The sequence below is a fragment of the Chromatium okenii genome (assembly GCF_016583745.1).
GTDB lineage: Bacteria > Pseudomonadota > Gammaproteobacteria > Chromatiales > Chromatiaceae > Chromatium > Chromatium okenii.
Map to the genome: position 1 here is coordinate 1 of NZ_NRRQ01000001.1, position 17061 is coordinate 17061.

The window sequence follows — 17061 nt, forward strand, 5'->3', positions numbered from 1 at the left end:
CGCCCCCCCTTTTCCAAAGGGGGGAGAAAGAAAAGCCACCCTTAGAAAAAGGGGGGTTGGGGGGATTTGATGAAAAAAAGGCGGGATTTGAACTCAACCCCGAGCAGCAAACCGCTGTCAGCGCGATTCACGCTGCGCTCGGGCGGTTTCAACCATTTTTACTTGACGGCGTGACCGGCAGCGGCAAGACCGAGGTCTATATCCATTTGATTGCACAGGTGATTGCCAGCGGTCAGCAGGCGCTGGTGATCGTGCCTGAAATCGGGTTGACGCCGCAGTTACAAGCGCGATTCAGCGCCCGGCTGCCGGGTGTGACGGTCGTGCTGCATTCGGCGCTCAAAGCCAGCGAGCGGGCGCGGAATTGGGAACAGGCTGCGCTCGGCACGGCGACGCTGGTGCTCGGCACCCGCTCGGCGATCTTCGTGCCGCTGCCGCGTTTGGCGCTGATTGTGGTCGATGAAGAACACGATGCGGCGTTGAAACAGCAAGATGGCTTCCGTTATTCAGCGCGAGACATCGCGGTGCGACGGGCGCAGTTGGTCGGTTGTCCGATCATTCTCGGCAGCGCCACACCCGCGCTGGAAACGCTCCACAACGCCCAGCGTGAGCGTTATCACTGGCTGCAATTGCCGCGTCGTGCTGGCGCTGCGCAGCCGCCGAAATTCAGCCTGCTGGATATTCGTCGCCAACCGCTGCGGGCGGGTTTATCGACCGTGCTGCGCGAGCGGATGCAGCAGGAATTGAGCGCCGGCAATCAGATCATGCTGTTTCTCAATCGACGCGGTTATGCGCCGGTGTTGATTTGTCACTCGTGCGGCTGGACGGGCAAATGCAGTTGCGGCGATGTGCGGTTGACGCTGCATCTGACGCCGCCGCGTTTGTGGTGCCATCACTGCGGGCGGGCGCAGCCGGTGCCGCAACATTGCCCGAGCTGTAAAAGTGCGGATTTGCGGATGCTGGGGCGCGGGACGGAGCGGCTGGAGGAGGAGCTGCAACCGTTGTTTCCAGAAGCGACCATCGCTCGCATCGACAGCGATAGCACGCAGCGACGCGGTGAATTGAAACGGTTGTTAAATGCGGTGCGGCGCGGCGAGGTGCAGATTGTGTTGGGGACGCAGATGTTGGCGAAGGGTCATGATTTTCCGGGGATCACGCTGGTCGGGATTCTTGATTTAGATCGGATGTTTTACGCCAACGATTTCCGCGCTCCCGAACGCACGGCGCAGTTGATTGTGCAGGTTGGCGGTCGCGCTGGGCGGGCAGAACGCGCCGGGCAGGTGATTTTGCAAACGCGCCAGCCGGAACATCCGCTGCTGCGAGCGTTATTGCACGACGGTTATCGCGGTTTTGCTGCTGCCGAACTGCGCGAACGGAATGAGGCGGAATTGCCACCGTTTGCGCATCTGGCGCTGTTGCGAGCGGATGCGACGGAGGAACTGGCGGCGCTGGAGTTTTTGCGCGAAGCGAAACGGCTGGCGGCTGACATCGTTGAATCCGATCAGATTTTTGCGCTGGGGCCAGCGCCGTCTCCGCTGGCACGGCGGGTGGGACGTCATCATGCGCAGTTATTGGTGCAATGCGGCGAGCGTCCGCAATTGCAACGCTTTCTCCAACACTGGCGTCAGGTATTACAGAAGTTAAAACGCACCAAAGAATTGCATTGGTCAATTGATGTTGATCCGCAAGATATGTTTTAGCGTTCCTAGCTCGCAAACCAAAGTATTGAGATTGCGTCTTCGGGCAATTGCAGACAACGCTTGGCAAATCAGCGTTCCATCGCCCGGGTCTTCGGCGATGCAGGCATCTAAATACAGCCTAATATCTTCTTCGGTGTCAAAATAATCTGCGCTATCCCAGCGGGTGTAATGTTCGGTCATTGCTTACCCGCGAAGTGAGTCAAGGATAAGGAGCGCCTGCGCTTTTCGATAATCGTGCGCTGTTTTTTCAGATATTCGCATAAGCATAGCCATCACCTCGTTGAATAATCTGAGCCAGTTTTGCAGAAAACCACGTCTTTTTTTTATTAACAGAAATAGAAATACATTGATTGCCGTTGTTAATTGCTGTTACTCGCGCACAATACACCCCAGAGTATTTACCTTTCGGCTGATCTACTTTCACAATATCACCAGTTCTAATTCCATTGACTGTTTTGCCAGCTTTCGCTTTTGCGTTTGGAAATCCATATTTGTCCGTGCGCACCATTTGTCGCTGACCGCGCCCGGTTGCTGTAATCAGCAGCGGTTTCATTCCTGTTGGAATCAACACGTTCTCTCCGCTTTTACCCACACAAACCGCATCAATCCAATGATCTTTTGCGTAATTTTGCGCAACGCGATTCTTTTTAGTGCGACCACCAGACCAAAAAGAAATCGGCAAGCCAAAACCCTTTAACGCTTCACCAATGGCATAGCGTGTCGCATTCACTGCTGCCGCATCTTTTAATGGCGCTTTGGCTTGCGCTTGAATCCGCGCTAGTCGTTTTGGATCACGCGCCAGAAAAGTATCAACCGATTGACAGCCTTTTTTTTGATTGCACGGCACACAAGCCAAAGTGAGATTAGAAACGCGATTGCTGCCGCCTTGTGAGCGCGGCACGATATGCTCAATTTCTAACGGTACCTTTTGCGCTCCGCAATAAGCACAAGTGCGTTGCCATTTTTCGAGCAGGTATTCACGCAATTCATAACCCGCTAAGGTGCCGTGCTGATAATCAATGCCGCTGATTTCTGGGTTTTGCAGTGCTTGCGTGTCAAAGCGCACGGTTTCAATGGCAATTGCAGTCAGCGGTGCGAAATGCTGCAACTTATTTAACCATTGCTTGACGTTATCAACCCGACTTTGTACTGAAGGCGGCAACCATTTTTCACGCCGACCGCGATTATTAAAACGCGGTTGCCGATAACGGGTTTTCCGTCCGCGTCGTCCGCGTCGAATTGATAAACGATCCGTTAATCGTTTATGGATGCTGTCACCACGATGATTTAAGTTCGCAGCAAATAACACCACACGACCTTGTTGCGGGAATTCACCCACCAATGCAATCCCAGTTGTTTTTGAACCCGGATCAAATTTGGCTTCAATTGGTTGTGTCTCACCATCAGCGCGATCTATTAAAATGATCGTGAACGGATGAAGCCGATACACAGCAGCTTTTTTATCGCGCAATAGTCTCCGCGCCCGTGCTGGACGCGTTGGCATTAAAGGTTTTTTCGTACTGCTTAAAACGAATACTTGACACATTGGTTCACACCACTTTTAAAAGTAAAAGTCACCTCGCCGAGATATGCGCCAGTATTTCCAAACCGCACTGCCCATTGCCGCGCACTGTGCTGTTTAACGATTTGGTTACAGGGCTTGGAGCTGGTGAAGCACCCCAAGGTGTGTTCTTGAACTCTACGCATATCGTTTACTCATCAATCCCCTTGAAAAAGGAATTTCAAGTCGGCTGGTTGAGCAATTCAGGTTTTTATACCTGAAAAATGATGCAACAATTGCGGCAAGGATGCCAAAGGTGTTGTATCAAAACGCGTGCTCAACACTAATTCTAGTAAATATCACCTCGCCGAGATATGCGCCAGTATTTCCAAACCGCACTGCCCATTGCCGCGCACTGTGCTGTTTAACGATTTGGTTACAGGGCTTGGAGCTGGTGAAGCACCCCAAGGTGTGTTCTTGAACTCTACGCATATCGTTTACTCATCAATCCCCTTGAAAAAGGAATTTCAAGTCGGCTGGTTGAGCAATTCAGGGTTTTATACCTGAAAAATGATGCAACGACTGCGGCAAGGATGCCAAAGGTGTTGTATCAAAGCGCGTGCTCAACGACAGAATCCTAATACAAAAACCCCCTTTTTTACAAAAGAGGGTTCCGGTTTATTTCAAAAGCCCCCCTTTGAAAAAGGGGGGTTGGGGGGATTTAAGCCGCCAGATCAATCACGCCGGCGAGCCAAACGTCAACGAGTTGATGCGTAACGCCGTCGGTCATGGTGTAGCTGGATTCCAGTTTGATGATGTTGCCTTCGTTCATCACCGCCGTTTCATCTGCATCCAACGCCAAGCTGGCAATGTTCAATTCAGCAAGTGACATCAATTCACCCGCATCGCTCACGCCGTCTTGATTCGCGTCTTGCCACACTTGCAACTGCGCAAACGCCGCATCTTTCGCATCAATCACGCCATCAGTGTTGCTGTTGAGCGCAGCCAATGCGATGAAACCATCCGCAGCCGTGCTGCCGTCTGCCAAGCGCGTGCCGCTACCAAACAACTCGGTACCGTCATTGATCACGCCGTCGCCGTTGACATCCAACACCAGCAAGCCGTCGCTCGGTGCAACCCAGCCCACTTGCGTTGCCGAGCCGTCACCTTCCAGATCAAAGATCACGCCAGCAGTGTCAGCATCGGTGGTTTGGATGATGTCATCGCCATTCAGATCAAGCACTAACGGTGTGCTGAACTCAAGTGCATTGAGCTGTGCGGTGCTAAACAACAGCACCTGTGCCTCGCTGAAACTTTGATGCGTCACGCAGTTGATTGCTTCGATCTGCGCCGCCGTGATGCCCTGAATCGCCGCCATATCAATCGCGTCTACTTGCGCAGTCGATAATGCTGCAAAGGCCGTCGTGGTTAATGACGAGATTTGCGTGCTGTTAAACGACGCAATGGCCTCAGTAGACAGTTTGGCAATCTGCGCTGCCGTAATCGCTGCGATCTGTCCAGCAGAGCCAGCATCAAGCGCATCAATATCAGTGGCCTCCAGACCAGTAAGCGCCGCCGAATTCAGCGCAGCAAACTGATCGAAGGTCATCGCACCGAGCGCATCTGGAGTCATCGCGCTCACCTGCGTTGAGGTCAACGCTGCCACAGTGGCAACAGCTAACGCTGGAGCTTGCGCCGAACTCAATGCTGCCATAACGGCATCCGTCAACTTCGGTGCTTGGGCAGCAGTCAACGCAGCGATGCGGTCGTTTGCGCCGACTATCGACGCCAATGCAGTGATGTCTGAGGCTTCCAAGCCAGTAATTCCGGCAGTGCTGATCGCAGCAAATTGGTCAACCGACATGGCTGCCACGTCATACGGATCAAGCGCGGCAATCTGCGCCGAACTCATTGCTGCCACGGCGGTAAGACTCAATCCAGTGACTTGCGCCGGACTCATCGCGGTGATGACCTCTACCGACAATCCCGGCATCTGTGCGGCGGAGACGAGCGAAAGCCGACTTGGTGATAACCCCGCATCAGGCACTGTTGGTGCATCGTAAGCGTTGCCTTGCAGGTCGGTAATAACGCCGCTGCCCATCGTGATTGAGTACGCATCGCCGGCAATCAAATCCCGCGCCGGATTGAGGGTGACGATCGACGTATTCGCTGTATCGAATATCACTTGAGTGGTATCAGTGACTGGAATGGTATGCGTATCACCCTTGCCATTGCTGACGATGATGTCACCGGAGCCAGCTTTGACCGCTTCGCTGAATTGCAGTTTGAGATCGCTGCCTGCTGCTGCAATCGAGGTGAATTCACCTTGAGTGACTGATGTGCCAGCGCCCACCACAATTGAGGACAAGTTCGGTGCAGGATTTCCCGCTGCGTCAAGGATGACTGTGTCATCGATGATGACGGAATACTCAGAAGTAGCGGCTAACGCTCCTACTGGCGTGACGATGGTTACTATTTTGTTAGAGCCAGTGATCGTCACCAGAGCTGTATCAGTAATGTCGTACCGGAGCACTGGATCAGTCGTACTGGGAGCAGTAGGGGCGATGATGATGTCGCCGCTGCCCCGCGTGACCTCCTCACTGAAGGTCAACACGATGTCATCGTCAGGCCCCACCGACTTGACAGCGATTCCTGCCGCCTTGTCGTTAATGAATGTCAATTCCGGCGCGAGGGTATCGGTGGTTTTAAAGTCGATACCAGAGCCAGTGGTAATGGCAGCAAAATCAAGTATGGTGTTGGCAGGAGTAGCACCACCAGTAGTAGGATCGACGTCCTTAAACGCCGACGCTTCAGCAATCAATTCATACGTGGCGTTGGCAAGCAGAGGATTCGACGGGTTGATGGTGACGACATTTCCGTCGATAGATACCTCACTACTGTTGTTAAGGATCTCAAGAGGAGTACCAGCAGTGCCGTCAATTTTTGGCGTTAATGTAATCTTTTTTCCCGCCGTGCCAATTTGCACCGGTTCGTTGAACGTCAACACGATATTGCTATCCAACGCGACCGGCACACCGCTGTTATCCGCCGGAAAACTGCTGGCAAAAACAACATACGGCACGACGTCTACCGTGGTGAAGTTCATCGTGGTGGTATCTACAAATCCGGCGTAAGCATGATTGTAGTTGTCGATCAAGGCTCCGTTGTCAACCTGCACGGAATACAGCGTATTCTTAAACAAATCAGCCGTTGGGTTGACCGTCACTGTCTTGGCACTGGTATCAAACGTCACCTGACTGCTAGTCACATCAATCGTGCGAATGTCACTACCGTCATCGCTTCTGAACACAATGTTGCCCGCACCCACGAGCACAACGTCATCAAAAGTCAAAACGAGATTGTCTGATTCAGTCACCCCCAAATCATTATCGACCTTCGTGTTCATTTTTATCGATGAAAGTGTTGGAGCAGCACTGTCAGCAGTGGCTGTAGTAATGGCAGATGATGCAGCAGTGGTAGTCGCCGAATTCTCGTTGGAATAAGCATCAACAAATGCTCCTGCGTCTACCTTGACGTAATACATTTTGCCGTTAGCGAAATCACTCGCTGGGTTGATGGTGACGATCTTGCCCGCGATTGAAATCTCAGGGTCAGTCGCGTCAAAACTGTTGCCGAATTGAACATCCGTCGCCTCATCCGACCAAATTTGGATTGTCTTGCCCGCAACTGCCGTAACAGGCTCGTTCATCGTCAACACGACATTGGCATTGGGAGCAATTACGTTTGCTGTGACGCCCAAATACATGGTGCTGATGGACGGTCCATTAGTATCAGGCGCAGTCACGAAATCCAGTGTGGTGGTGTCGCTGACGCCAGCATAAGGTGTCGGGGTTGTTGCAGCATCGGTAAGCACACCGCTCGCCATCTGCACGGCATAGGTAGTGCCCGGCAGCAGATCGGCGGTCGGGTTGATGGTCACAGCGGTAGTGGCAATCGTCACTTGGGTAGTATCGCTCACCGGAATGGTACGGACATCAGAACCATCGGCGCTGCTGACGATGATGTTGCCGGTACCTCTCGCCATATTTTCTGAGAAGGTCAGCACGATATTGTTCGCAATAGGAAAAGCAGTGTTAGTACCAGCCCCTAAGAAGTTGCCTGGCGTTCCAGCACTGGCTGCCGCAGTAGTCAACACTGGCATCAATTCAAAATTGAGCGTGGTGGAATCGGTAAGCAAGATGCCGCCATAGGCGTTGCCAGCCTTGTCATAAATCGCCGTTGCATCAATTGCGAGATCGTAGGTCTGACCAAGTATGAGATCCGCAGCGGGGTTGATGGTGACAGTGTTGCCGTTAACCGTGACCGAACCCGAAGCAGATCCGCCGACAACAGGAATAACGATGTCTGTGGTGGCGTCTAGGGTGATGTTACCCGTACCTAACTCAACATCCTCGCTGAACGTCAGCACGATGTTGCCGTTTGGCGCAAAGGTCGTAGAGCCGTCTCTTGGATTGCTGCCGACCAATAGTGGCGGATTGCTATCTGGCAGTGATGAAGTAAAACCTGTATCGGCATAAGCGATCACGTCTTCAGCGGTCAAACCTGCCAACGCTTTCGACGGCAAGGCGGCGAATTGATCCGCAGTGAGTGCTGCCACTCCGTCCGCACCAAGCGCATCAAGTTGCTCGGCACTCATCGCAGCGATCGCTGCTGTAGATAGCGCCGCAATTTGTCCTGACACTATGCCGTCATTCAGTGCGGCCATGGCGGCTGTGGATAGCCCAGCGATTTGTGCCGAGGTCAGCACCGCAATGTGGGCAGCATCGATGCCGCTGATTTGAGCGATAGCAATCGCTTTAATCTGCGCCGAAGTCAGCGCCGCCAGCGCCGTCGGATCAAGCGCATTGATCTGGGCAGCACTCAACAGCGCGATGTCAGCGGTTGCCAAGCCCGGCGTTTGTTTGGAAGTCAAGGCACCAAGTAACGCATTACTGATGGCATCTGCCAAGCTCGTGATGTCTGCGGCATCAAGTCCCGGCAATGCACTAGATGCCAATGCCGCAAACTGATCCGCCGTAAAGCCTTTAACAACACCGTCTGCCAGCGCACTCAATTGCGCCGAACTCAAGACCCCAACTGCTGCTGCTGACAACGCATCAATCTGCGAGACCAACAGTTTTCCCATCGCATTCAGGGTGAGTCCTGATGCCTGCGCCGAGGTCAGTGCCCCCAGATGTGCGTCATCCAGCGCCGACACCTGCGTTGAGTTAATTGCTGCGACCTGATTTTTGGTCAGCGCGGCAAACGCTCCCGTGTTCAGCGCGTTTAACTGTTCTGCGGTGAGGCGTGCAACGTCATCCACCGCCAAACCGGCGATCTGTTTGGAAGTGAGTGCTGCTAACTGCGCGGTGGTTACACCCAGCCAACCGGCGGTCGCATCCTTGGTGGTAATGTCGGCGTTATCCAAGCCCGGTAATGCGGTTGAGGACAGCGCCGCAAACTGCGTGGGCGTCAACCCAGCGACGGTACCGGTGACATCTGCGCCAATACTCTTATTGACTGGATCGACGAATGCGCCGATCTGACTTGACGACAACGCAGCCACGGATGCGGTGGACAACTGACTGAGTTGGGAAGCGGTCAGCTTGGCGATTTCGCCGGTGGTCAAGCCGGTAATCTGCACGGAAGTCAAGGCTTTGATGTGGTTGCTGTCTATCCCGGAGATTTGCCCGGTTGAAATATAGGCGACCTGCGTTTTGGTCAGCGCGGCAAAGGTTGCGGTCGTCAACTGATTCAACTGCGTCGAACTCAACGCCGCCACCGCCAGATTGCTCAAGCCGATGATCTGTTTTGAGGTCAACGCTTCAAATTGACCGTCGCCAGAAATCACATCCATCGCATCAATCATCGCCGGGGTGAGCGCAGCGACATCACTGGATTGGAGTTTGGCGATCTGACTGGTGGTCAGATTGGCAACTTGTGTGGGTGTCATTTTGGAAATGATAGAGGCCATTTTAATTCTCTAGGAGTTACGCAGTTGGATGCTAAGTGCCTGATTTTATTGAAACTTGGTTTGTGCAGTGTATGATCGCGTTTTCATAAAAATCAATGACTTAACTTTCAACTGCGTAACTCCTATTCTCCAGAGATCGAGCAGTTAAAAATCCCGTGTTGACGACAGAGGTCTGACGGGGATCATCGTGTACAGTATAGACCATGTTAAAACGATTTATAGCAGTTAAAACCCAACTTTTTTGTGACGGCGGTTGTAGTTTAGAATAATTATTTGTTGTCGAGTTTACCCCTCGCAAAAATTGCGCCAACTGTCGGCAAAAGCACAACGGTCACACAAACGTTTGATATTTCTCAATCCGCTGCTGGCGCGGGGATCAATCAACAACGATTCGGGTTAAAATTCCGGTTTCAAGTACATATTGACTGGTGTGCTTGTCATAATTGTGCAGTGCGACAATTCGACATAACAATCTCACAATTTACGCTGCTGCCGCATACCGCAATTGACCTTGTTGCGCCAATTTTTGCTGCAAACTACCTGCACTCAGCGCAAATCCATTCCGCCAACACAACGCACCCAGTTCTAAAAAGCACTGGCTAAAAAAAGCTGGATCAGATAACGGTCGCACCATCTCGGTATCACGCGCAATCAATTCACGACAATCAAAATCACCTTGGCTCCCATCTGAAAATTCAAGACGAATACAATAGTCATTCAATATGGTCGCACACCGAATTTTAATCATTGTCTGCTCCAGAAATTTGTTCAAGTGGCAGTAGCGCAATCGCTCTTTCCCAATTTGTACTGAGTTCAGTTTGGTGTTCTAGCGTCCACTCACGAATCAATCGTATCGCTTTACGCGGCAATCGTCCGTTGATGATTTCTCCGGTTTCAATCGCCACAAGTGCTTCTTGACCTTGGTATTCAACATGAAAATGTGGCGGATTGTGCTCGTCAAAATACATACGCACATATATTCCAAAAAAGTAGGAAACGACTGGCATTTTCGATCCTTTAGTTTTGTTAGTTGAGTTGACCCCGCCAACTCAACCAACGCAGTCTCAACCAATTACCGTCTCTGTAGTGCTTGCGCCAACTCCCGCCAGCCACACATCCGCCAACAAATAGGTATTGCCCGCCAACGTTTCGTATTCCGCCACCAATCCAATCACATTGCCGTGATCGATGGTTTCAATTGCGCTTGCTGCTAAATCAAAATGCGCAATTGTCATTGCCGCAATTGTCAATTCATCCGCAGTGCTGATGCCGTCTTGATTCATATCCTGCCAGAGCTGCAATTGTCCAAACGCAGCATCCCGCGCATCCACCACACCATCGCCGTTAGTGTCTATTTCGGCCAGCGCGACAAAACCATTAGCCGCCCGTGAACCAGTCGCCAACGCAACGCCGCTGCCGAATAATTCGCGCCCATCATCGATCACGCCATTACCGTTGCGATCCCACACCAACAGCGCATCACTCGGCGCAATCCAGCCCACCTGCGACTTCACGCCAATGCCATATAAATCAAACAGCACGCCGGAATCTGCCGCCGTCGTTTGCAACCCATCGCCAGTCAAATCCAGCGCCAGCGGCGTGCTGAAATCCAACGCCAACACTTGCTCATCGGACAGCGCATCCAGTTGCACCTGAGTGAAACTTTGCAGCGCCGCGCACGTCATCACCGACAGTTGCGCTGTGGTCAAACCCGGCAACGCATCCACCGCAATCGCCGGAATCTGCGTCGCCGTCATTGCCGCAAAGGCCTCGCTGGTCAAGCTGCCCATCTGCGTCGCCGTCAAAATCGCCACATCTTCCGTCGCCAATCCCACGATCTGCTTCGCGCTTAACACCGCCAACTGTTCCGCCGTCAACACCGCCATATCGTCAAAATCCAAGCCCGGCAGCGCCTTCACCGACAACACGGAAATCTGCTCAGGATCAAGCGCCGCCACGTCCGCCGCTTCAAATGCGCTCAACTGCGCCGCACTCAGCGCCGGTAACGCCTCCGTCGTGAACGACGACACCTGTTCTGGCGTCATCGCCGTTAAAACGGCAGTTGAAAAACCGGGAAGCTGTTTTGCAGTCACGAGCATCAATTGCTCAATGGTCAATGTCGTAACGTCATCGACTTGCAGTCCGGGCAGAGCTTTCGAGGTCAAGCTAGAAAATTGCGTGGGAGATAACGCGGCAATGTCAGCCGGCTCCAGCGCAGTCAATTGCAGCGAACTCAGCGCCGCCAGCGCGGCTGTTGACAGCGAACCGACCTGCTCCACGCTCAAAGTGTTGATCGCCGCAGTTGACAACCCCGGCACCTGTTTTGCCGTCAACGTCCCGATTTGGATTTGATTCAGCACCGCGATGTTATCGAGCGTCAGCCCCGGCAATGCTTTGGACGATAGCGCCGGAAACTGCAATGAACTCAATGAGGTAATATCGTTAGCTTCGAGTGCCGCGACCTGTTTTGAACTTAACGCCGCAATCGCCGCCGTCGCCAACGCCCCGACCTGTTCGGGTAACAACGCCACAATCGCCGCCGTCGTAAACGCCGGCATCTGTTTTGCCGTCAGCTTCGCCACCTGCTCCAGCGTCAACGCCGTGATCAAATCGACCGGCAGCGCCGCGATTTGCAGCGTCGTCAAACCCGCAATGGTGTCGGGCAACAGCTCAATGATCTGCGTCGCCGTCAACGCTGCCACATCATCCTTCGCCAATCCCACGATTTGCTTGGCGGTAACCGCTCGCAACTGCTCGGCAGTCAGCGCCGCGATGTCATCCAACTCCAACCCCGGCAACGCTTTGGATGACAAACCAGCAATCTGCGCGGTGGTCAGCCCCGCAATATCGGTTGCCTCCAGCGCCGCCAATTGCGTTGACGTCAGCCCGCCCACCGTTGCCGGAGCCAGCGCCACAAGCTGCTCCAAACTCAACACCCCAAGCTGATCGGCGCTCAACCCGACAATCTGTTTCGCCGTCAGCGCCAGCATCTGCGCCGATGTCAGCGCCGGCAGTGCTTCCAGCGAAATGGCGGCGAGCTGCTTACTCGACAGCGCCGCAACCGCCGCTGTGGTCAGCGATGGCACTTGCGCGGCACTCAATACGGTGAGGTCTACCGCCTCCAACCCCGGCACCTGTTTTGCCGACAACACCGCCAACTGCTCGGCGGTCAAGACGGCGATGTCTCCCGTCTCCAAACCGACCAGCGCCTTGGAAGACAACATCGCAAACTTCGCCGGCGTCATCGCCGCCACGTTGGTCAATTCCAACGCCGTGACCTGCGCGGCACTCATCGCCGTGACAGCGGCATCCGTAAACGCGCCGCCTTGCTCAACGGATAAAGCAGCGATGGCAGCCGTTGCCAAACCTGCCACCTGTTTGGACGTGATCGCGGCGATTTGCTCCACTGTCAACGCTTGCAAATCTTCAATCGCCAATCCGATCAAGGCTTTAGAAGGTAAAGCGGCGATCTGCGCGAGGGTCAATACCGCAAAATCAGCCGCCTCCAGCGCCGTGATTTGCACCGAGTTAAACGCCGATAACGCTGCCGGAGACAGCGCCGTCACCTGTTCGGGTGATAACGCCTCAAGTGCTGCTGCGATCAAACCAGGACCTTGTTTTGCGGTCAGCGCCGCCAACTGCGTCGTTGCCAACGTCGGAACCACATCCAGCGCCAGCGCGTGCAATTGATCGGTCGTCAACGCCGCAAAAGTCGCCGTTGGCAACGCTGCCACCTGCGCGGCTTCCAATTCCGCAATCGCGCCGGTTGACAAGCCGAGCACCTGTTTGGAGGTGATCGCCACAATCTGTTCAGCAGTGAGTGACGGAACATCTTCCGTGCTCAAGCCCGGCAAGGCTTTTGAGGACAGCGCGGCAATTTGCGCGGGCGTCAAGATCGCCACATCGGCGCTATCAAATGCCGTCAACTGCGCTGCCGTCAGCCCCGGCAAAGCGGCTGTAGATAAAGCTGCGACCTGTTCTGGCGTGAAGGCTTCAATCGTGGCTGCCGCCACGCCGGGCAATTGTTTGGACGTCAGCGCCGCGATCTGCTCCACAGTGAGCGATGCCACATCATCGGCTTGCAATCCCAGCAGCGCCTTGGACGACAGCGCCCCAATCTGCACCGATGTCATCGCGGCGAAATCCGCTGGTTCCAGCGCCAGCATCTGCACGGCACTCAACCCGCTCAAAGCAGCCGAAGACAACGCGCCCACCTGTTCTGGCGTCAGCGCCGTCATCATTTCCGAACTGAGACCGGGAATCTGTTTCGCGCCCAACTGCACCAATTGCAGCGCGGTTAACGCGGCGATGTCATCCGGCGTCAAACCAGCTAAGGCTTTGGAACTCAGCGCCGCAACCTGCGCGGGCAACAGCGCGGCAAAATCTGCGACATCCAGCGCCGTCACCTGCTCTGCGCTCAAACCGCTGATCGCGGCTGTGGTCAGGCTGACGACTTGTTCTGGGGTCAGGGCGTCGATGCTGACGGAGGTTAAACCGCTGATTTGTTTCGAGGTGAGAGCGACCAACTGTGTCGCGCCCAACGCAGCGACTTGTTCAGCGGTCAAACCTAATAACGCTGCGGAAGACAGTGCTGCGACCTGCGTAGGCAACAGCGCGGTGATGTCTTCAGCAGCAAATGCGCCCAACTGCGTCGAAGTGAGTACGGCAACGTTTTTTGGCGTCAATGCCGCAAGCTGTTCGGGACTCATTGCCACGATTTGCTCGGCACTCAACGCCGCAACATCTGCCGTTTGCAAGCCAGCAATTTGACTGGTTTTGAGCGCAGCGATTCTGGTGGGACTCATGGTGGAAATGATTGAGGCCATAGCAGCATCCTGATGATAACGCGGGAAAATTAGAGGACGATTTGAGGAATGGAGGGCATCGTCGTTGCCATCTTTAACGGCGATGCTGGGGAAAGCTAAAGCAAGAATCGCGTCACTTAGCGGACTGACACGCAAGGCTTGACAGCCGTTAATTTGCCCCTACTATTGGCACTCGTTAAAGGTGAGTGCTAACAGCACCCTCGCCCGACTGAACGAACGAACCTTGTTTATTTCACTTTCAGGAGCTTGTTTTTATGACGATTCGTCCTTTGCACGACCGCGTGGTTGTCCGTCGTATGGAAGAAGAGCGCACCACCGCTGGTGGAATTGTGATCCCCGATTCTGCGACCGAGAAGCCGATTCAGGGTGAAGTCATCGCTGCGGGCAACGGCAAAATTCTGGAAAACGGCACCGTGCGTCCGTTAGACGTGAAAGTTGGTGATCGCGTGTTGTTTGGCAAGTATTCCGGCACCGAGGTCAAGATCGACGGCAAGGACTTTTTGGTGATGCGCGAAGACGACATCATGGGCGTCGTTGAGGCTTAAGTCTCCGTATTTGATGCAGTTTTTCGTCAATCTCATTAAACAATTTTAGGGAATCAAACATGAGTGCAAAAGATGTGAAGTTTGGGAGTGATGCGCGGGTACGCATGATGGAAGGCGTCAACATTTTGGCGAACGCCGTCAAAGTGACGCTCGGCCCTAAAGGTCGCAACGTGGTGTTGGAAAAATCCTACGGTGCGCCGACCGTCACCAAAGACGGCGTTTCGGTTGCTAAGGAAATCGAGCTGAAAGACAAGTTCGAGAACATGGGTGCGCAGATGGTGAAGGAAGTCGCGTCCAAGACTTCTGACATCGCCGGCGATGGCACCACCACTGCGACCGTGCTGGCGCAGGCGATGGTGCGCGAGGGCTTGAAAGCCGTCGCTGCTGGCATGAATCCGATGGATTTGAAGCGCGGCATTGATAAGGCGGTTGAGGCAGCGGTGGCTGAACTCAAGCAGATTTCCAAGCCTTGCACCAATAACAAGGAGATCGCGCAGGTCGGCACCATTTCCGCCAATTCCGACGATTCCATCGGCAACATCATCGCGGAAGCGATGGAGAAGGTTGGCAAGGAAGGCGTGATCACAGTTGAAGATGGCACCTCGCTGGCCAATGAGTTGGATGTGGTTGAGGGAATGCAGTTTGATCGCGGCTATTTGTCGCCGTATTTCATCAACAATCAGCAGAGCCAGAGCGCCGAGCTGGATAACCCGTACATCCTGCTGCACGACAAGAAAATTTCTAACATCCGCGAGCTGTTGCCGGTGCTGGAAGCGGTTGCAAAGGCTGGGCGTCCGCTGCTGATCGTTGCCGAAGATGTCGAAGGTGAGGCGCTGGCAACGCTGGTGGTCAACACGCTGCGCGGCATCGTCAAGGTGTGCGCGGTCAAAGCACCCGGCTTCGGTGATCGCCGCAAAGCGATGTTGCAAGACATCGCGGTGCTGACTGGCGCGACCGTGATTGCTGAAGAAGTCGGCTTGACGCTGGAGAAGGCGACCCTCAACGATCTGGGCACCGCCAAGCGCATTCAGGTTGCCAAGGATGAAACCACCATCATTGATGGCGCGGGTTCGGAAATCGACATCAAGGCGCGGTGCGAACAGATTCGCTCGCAGGTCGAAGAGACCAGCTCTGATTATGACCGCGAGAAGTTGCAGGAGCGGTTGGCGAAGCTGGCTGGCGGCGTGGCGGTCATCAAGGTTGGCGCTGCGACTGAAATGGAGATGAAGGAAAAGAAGGCGCGGGTTGAAGATGCGCTGCACGCAACTCGCGCTGCGGTTGAAGAAGGCATCGTGCCCGGCGGTGGTGTCGCGCTGGTGCGGGCGCAGGCTGCTGTCAAAGGCTTGACTGGCATCAATCACGATCAAGATGTCGGCATCAAGATCGCGTGTCGGGCGATGGAAGAGCCGCTGCGCCAGATCGTTGCGAACGCTGGCTGCGAGCCGTCGGTGATTCTGCACAAAGTGGTCGAAGGTTCCGGCAACTTTGGTTACAACGCAGCCAATGGCGAATATGGCGACATGGTGGCGATGGGCATTTTGGATCCGACCAAGGTGACGCGCTCGGCGCTGCAAAATGCGGCATCGGTGGCGGGTTTGATGATTACCACCGAGGCGATGATCGCTGAGGAGCCCAAGGATGATGCGCCAATGCCGGGTGGCGGCGGTATGGGTGGCATGGGCGATATGGGCATGATGTAATTGTTGCCCAGCGCACCCGCGCTGCGTTGAATAAAAACCCCGCCCTGTGCGGGGTTTTTTGTGAGTCAGTTTTGTGATTTTTAGGCGCTTTGGTGAAAATATCAGCTAACACTAATAAGGCAATTTTATGAAAGCCAACGGAAATACTATTTTGACCGTATGCCGGCAAGTCAGTAGGCTGCAATCCTGATATTACCGGCTTTTTCTGCTCTCGAAGTGTTGCTGCCCACCGCGTTTAACGCGGTTTTTTGTGTGGCCACAGTCGGAAGCGCCCCGCCGCCCAGACTTCATCTGCAAGCGGCATTCACCGCAGTGAACTGTGAGGAGATCGTGAATCATGCCAACGTTTGTGCGTACTGATAAGTGTGACGGCTGCAAGGGTCAGGACAAGACCGCTTGCATGTATATCTGCCCCCACGACCTGATGAAACTGGACCAAGATGGTTCAGACACCGGTCACGCGATGAAGGCTTATAACCAAGAGCCGGAGCAGTGCTGGGAATGTTATTCCTGCGTCAAGATTTGCCCGCAACAGGCAATCGAATGCCGTCATTACGCTGACGTGGTGCCAATGGGCGCTTCCGTGCAACCGCTGCGCGGCACCGATTCCATCATGTGGACGATCAAATTCCGCAACGGCAACATGAAGCGCTTCAAATTCCCCATCCGCACCACCTCCGAAGGCTCGATTGATCCTTACGGCAACAAGCCAGCGGCTGACATCGCCAAAATCGGCGAGGCCGGTTTCTTCACCCTCGGCGGCGTTCAGAAAGCTGGCAATCCCAGCGAGCTGATCCGCAAATAATCGACATTCCTAA

The 17061-nt window shown here is 54.2% G+C and carries 10 protein-coding genes; 4 read left to right on the plus strand and 6 right to left on the minus strand.

Annotated features, from left to right (window positions below):
• The coding region (locus tag CKO12_RS00005; protein WP_200152682.1) for a primosomal protein N' at positions 1-1697 on the plus strand (1697 nt) is incomplete at its 5' end.
• Here the strand turns inward: CKO12_RS00005 and CKO12_RS00010 are convergent.
• From CKO12_RS00010 to CKO12_RS00035, 6 genes are all read right to left on the minus strand, one after another.
• On the minus strand, positions 1665-1877 hold the full coding sequence (locus tag CKO12_RS00010; RefSeq protein WP_200152683.1) for a helix-turn-helix domain-containing protein: 213 nt from the start codon (positions 1875-1877) through the stop codon (positions 1665-1667). The two genes, CKO12_RS00005 and CKO12_RS00010, sit on opposite strands and share 33 nt — an antisense overlap.
• A gap of 67 nt (positions 1878-1944) precedes the next feature.
• Positions 1945-3243, minus strand: a complete 1299-nt coding sequence (iscB, locus tag CKO12_RS00015) for an RNA-guided endonuclease IscB (protein WP_200152684.1) — start codon at positions 3241-3243, stop codon at positions 1945-1947.
• A 676-nt stretch (positions 3244-3919) separates the two neighbouring features.
• Positions 3920-9151: a beta strand repeat-containing protein gene (locus tag CKO12_RS00020; protein ID WP_200152685.1), complete on the minus strand. Its 5232-nt coding sequence runs from the start codon at positions 9149-9151 to the stop codon at positions 3920-3922.
• Between the two features lie 502 nt (positions 9152-9653).
• The gene (locus tag CKO12_RS00025; RefSeq protein WP_200152686.1) at positions 9654-9920 is read right to left on the minus strand and encodes a DUF2442 domain-containing protein; all 267 of its coding nucleotides are present in this window, start codon (positions 9918-9920) and stop codon (positions 9654-9656) included.
• A complete protein-coding gene (locus CKO12_RS00030) occupies positions 9913-10179 on the minus strand; it encodes a DUF4160 domain-containing protein (protein ID WP_200152687.1) in 267 nt (88 codons plus the stop codon). Before CKO12_RS00030 ends, CKO12_RS00025 begins: the two co-directional genes overlap by 8 nt.
• Positions 10180-10236: 57 nt before the next feature.
• Positions 10237-13998 carry a hypothetical protein gene (locus CKO12_RS00035; RefSeq protein ID WP_200152688.1) on the minus strand — a complete coding sequence of 1254 codons (3762 nt, stop codon included), beginning with the start codon at positions 13996-13998 and terminating at the stop codon, positions 10237-10239.
• Positions 13999-14252: 254 nt separating this feature from the next.
• On the opposite strand from CKO12_RS00035, the gene groES reads away from it, so the two are divergent.
• The 3 genes from groES to aprB all read left to right on the plus strand — a co-directional run bounded on the left by groES (position 14253) and on the right by aprB (position 17048).
• Complete coding sequence (gene groES, locus CKO12_RS00040) at positions 14253-14543, plus strand: co-chaperone GroES (RefSeq protein ID WP_200152689.1); 291 nt, start codon at positions 14253-14255, stop codon at positions 14541-14543.
• Positions 14544-14602: 59 nt separating this feature from the next.
• Complete coding sequence (gene groL / locus CKO12_RS00045) at positions 14603-16243, plus strand: chaperonin GroEL (protein WP_200152690.1); 1641 nt, start codon at positions 14603-14605, stop codon at positions 16241-16243.
• A 337-nt stretch (positions 16244-16580) separates the two neighbouring features.
• On the plus strand, positions 16581-17048 hold the full coding sequence (gene aprB / locus CKO12_RS00050; protein WP_200152691.1) for an adenylyl-sulfate reductase subunit beta: 468 nt from the start codon (positions 16581-16583) through the stop codon (positions 17046-17048).
• Positions 17049-17061 lie beyond the last annotated feature (13 nt).

Bases quoted from the DNA above. Each gene is read 5' to 3' on its own strand.
- CKO12_RS00030 (WP_200152687.1), bottom strand. From the start codon at position 10,179: ATGCCAGTCGTTTCCTACTTTTTTGGAATATATGTGCGTATGTATTTT.
- groL (WP_200152690.1), top strand. From the start codon at position 14,603: ATGAGTGCAAAAGATGTGAAGTTTGGGAGTGATGCGCGGGTACGCATG.
- CKO12_RS00020 (WP_200152685.1), bottom strand. From the start codon at position 9,151: ATGACACCCACACAAGTTGCCAATCTGACCACCAGTCAGATCGCCAAA.
- iscB (WP_200152684.1), bottom strand. From the start codon at position 3,243: ATGTGTCAAGTATTCGTTTTAAGCAGTACGAAAAAACCTTTAATGCCA.
- CKO12_RS00010 (WP_200152683.1), bottom strand. From the start codon at position 1,877: ATGACCGAACATTACACCCGCTGGGATAGCGCAGATTATTTTGACACC.
- CKO12_RS00025 (WP_200152686.1), bottom strand. From the start codon at position 9,920: ATGATTAAAATTCGGTGTGCGACCATATTGAATGACTATTGTATTCGT.
- groES (WP_200152689.1), top strand. From the start codon at position 14,253: ATGACGATTCGTCCTTTGCACGACCGCGTGGTTGTCCGTCGTATGGAA.
- CKO12_RS00035 (WP_200152688.1), bottom strand. From the start codon at position 13,998: ATGGCCTCAATCATTTCCACCATGAGTCCCACCAGAATCGCTGCGCTC.
- aprB (WP_200152691.1), top strand. From the start codon at position 16,581: ATGCCAACGTTTGTGCGTACTGATAAGTGTGACGGCTGCAAGGGTCAG.